At 51.8% G+C, this 2,865-nt stretch carries 1 protein-coding gene; it reads left to right on the top strand.

Features of this window, described 5'->3' with window-relative positions; all coding sequences use genetic code 11:
- Window positions 1–309: 309 nt before the first annotated feature.
- Window positions 310–2,757, top strand: coding sequence for a TonB-dependent receptor (locus tag R3177_RS14235; protein ID WP_318971668.1), 2,448 nt, complete (start codon window positions 310–312; stop codon window positions 2,755–2,757).
- Window positions 2,758–2,865 lie beyond the last annotated feature (108 nt).

Below are 2,865 nucleotides of genomic sequence, written 5' to 3' on the forward strand. Positions count from 1 at the left end.
CCGCTGGAGTTCTTTTCCCTCAGCCAGCTCACCGATGAGCCGTTTCAGGCCAGCGCTGAAGAGCAGCAACGGCTGCAGTTTTTACAGCAAATGGCAGAGCAGTAAGCAGCCAGAGCCAGGCAATACAATAGTCAGACAGTGCTGCTGTAATACTATCTCTTATCATCATTCCCTGAAAAAAACTCTGTTATAGTATAACAAAACAATCAAAAATGTTATAACATATCAATTATTCAGGCCGCTAACCTGAGCTGACCGACGTCGGCGCCTGTGATGTTAAAGAAAACCGGTATATTAATGGGGAACACGATGTTTAGAAGAACGATGATAGCCAGTGCCATTGCCGCTAGTCTGCTGGCCAGTCCGCTGCTGGCAGAGACTATTTCCGGTGTGGTGACCGATGAGAATGGTCAGCCGGTAGTGGGAGCAGCAGTAACCGTTATTGGTGAAAACCAACGGGTGACGACCGATGCCAATGGTCGCTTCAGCGTTACCGCTGTTAACCCGGGTGAGGCAGAGCTGCATATTGAAGCCCGTCGTTTTGCTCATCGTAATGTCCGGCTTGACGTGCCTGAGCAGGGGCTGAGCGATATCAGCCTGACTTTGCTGAGCAGTACCATTGAAGTGATTGATATTAAGGCCAGCCCGTTTCATGCATCGGCCACTGAGTCATCGTTACCGGTTAGTGTGCTGGCTGGCGATGCATTAAAAATGCGCCAGGCTGCGACGCTTGGCGAAACGTTAAAGTATGAAGTCGGAGTGCACTCGAATTTCTATGGCAATGTCACCAGCAGCCCGATTATCCGTGGCCTGGATGGCCCCAGGGTATTAATTACCCAGAATGGTCTGGACGCCGGCGATGCGTCCCGGATCGGGCCTGATCATAGTGTGGCGAGCGAAACCAGCACCGCCAGCCAGATTGAAGTACTGCGCGGCCCGGCTACGCTGTTCTATGGCAGTGGGGCTATTGGTGGGGTGGTAAATGTGGTGGACGAGCGTATTCCGACCGACACAACCACCCGCGCTGAATGGATGGTACAGGGCGAATCCGTTAATAATGAAAAACTCGCGTCAGGTTCACTGGCCAGCGGTGTTGATAACATTGGTTTATATATTGATGGTTTCTGGCGTGACAATGACAGTTATGACATTCCGGGTTTTGCTGAAGCCGAGCCGGATGACGATGCAGTAAAAGGCCGGGTCGACAATACCGCGGCAACGGCCAAAGGCTTTACTCTGGGTGGCAGCTACTTGCTCGATAACGGCTTTATTGGCTTATCCTATGGCAGGCTGGATCGCGAATATGGTATTCCCGGACATGCCCATGATGATCATGAAGAAGATAGTCATGCAGAAGAGGGGCATGCTGAGCCTGACGGGCACGGCGCCGAGGAACAGGTTTATGCCGATTTGGCCCAAAACCGCTATCAGCTGTTAAGTGAACTGAATTTTTCATCGGGCATAATCCGCGCAGTAAACACCAAACTGGCTTTTACCGATTATCAGCATAGCGAAATTGAAGGTGGCGAAATTGGTACCACCTTTAAAAACCGCAGCCACGAAGCACGGCTTGAAGTGCTGCACCGGACCTTTGCGGACTGGCGCGGTGGCCTAAGCCTGCATTATAAATTCAGCGACTTTGAAGCACTGGGCGAGGAAGCGTTTACCCCACCATCAGAGACCGAAATGCTGGCGCTGGGCTGGGTGGAAGAGCGGCATATCGGCAATTGGTTGCTGCAGCTGGGCGCACGAATTGAGCGGGTAACCCTCGATGCGCCTGCGGTGCTGTTGCCAGAGCTGGAAACACATGGCCATGATGAAGGTAATGAAGCGCCAGGCCATGCTGATGAGACAGAGCACGGTTCTGTGTTTGCGGTAAAACAACATTTCAGCCCTGTCAGCGTATCTGCCGGGACGGTATGGGATTTTGCCGACGGCTATAACCTGGGTCTGTCGGTATCGCATGCGCAACGGGCACCGTCAGCAGCAGAATTAGTGTCTTTCGGGCCACATATCAGCACCGCCTCTTATGAAATAGGCGCGTTGTTTGTCCAGGATGGTGACGAGTTTGTGGTCAATAGCCAAGCCATTGCCCTGGAAAAGTCTAACAATCTTGATTTGACGCTCAGAAAATTCAGTGGTGATACCGGCTTTGTGTTCAATGCCTTCTATAACCGCATTAATAACTACTATTATCAGCAAAATACCGGTCTTTTCGCCGAAGAGCATGCTGAAGAAGAGCACGTAGCCGAGCCTGAGATGCCGGTAGTGCCAGCTGATGAGCACGCCGATGAACATGCAGGTGAAATGCCGGTTTATTTGTTCACCACTGCTGATGTGATCTTGCATGGTCTGGAAGCGCAGTATATCTGGCAAATAAATGACCCGTTCAAACTGACATTGCAGGGCGATTATATCCGGGCCCGTTTACAGGACGGCGGTGACTTACCCCGCACGCCGCCATTGCGCCTGGCGGCTGAACTGGCCTATCAGCAGGATGCGCTTAGCGCTGATATCCGTGCTACCCGCTACTTTAAACAGGATAAAGTCGCCGAGCTGGAGCAGCCTACCGATGGTTATACCCTGGTCGATGCCAGTGTCAGTTACCGGTTTGAGCTGGGTATGCAGGAACTGACGGTTTACCTCAAAGGCCAGAACCTGACCGATCAGCAAGCCCGGGTGCATTCATCATTTCTCAAAGATGTCGCCCCGTTGCCTGGCCGTTCACTGGCTTTAGGTCTGCGCGGCCGCTTCTGATACGGACACGGTAAAAAACGTACTGCGCTAAATAAAAAACCGCTGCAAATCAGCTTGCAGCGGTTTTTTTATTTACGTTATCAGCAATCAGCGTAAATCAAAGCGATC

The sequence above is a fragment of the Arsukibacterium sp. genome (assembly GCF_033722355.1).
In the GTDB taxonomy this organism is placed as follows: Bacteria; Pseudomonadota; Gammaproteobacteria; order Enterobacterales; family Alteromonadaceae; genus Alishewanella.

Coding starts and splice junctions, on each gene's coding strand:
- R3177_RS14235 (WP_318971668.1), top strand. CDS start 310: ATGTTTAGAAGAACGATGATAGCCAGTGCCATTGCCGCTAGTCTGCTG.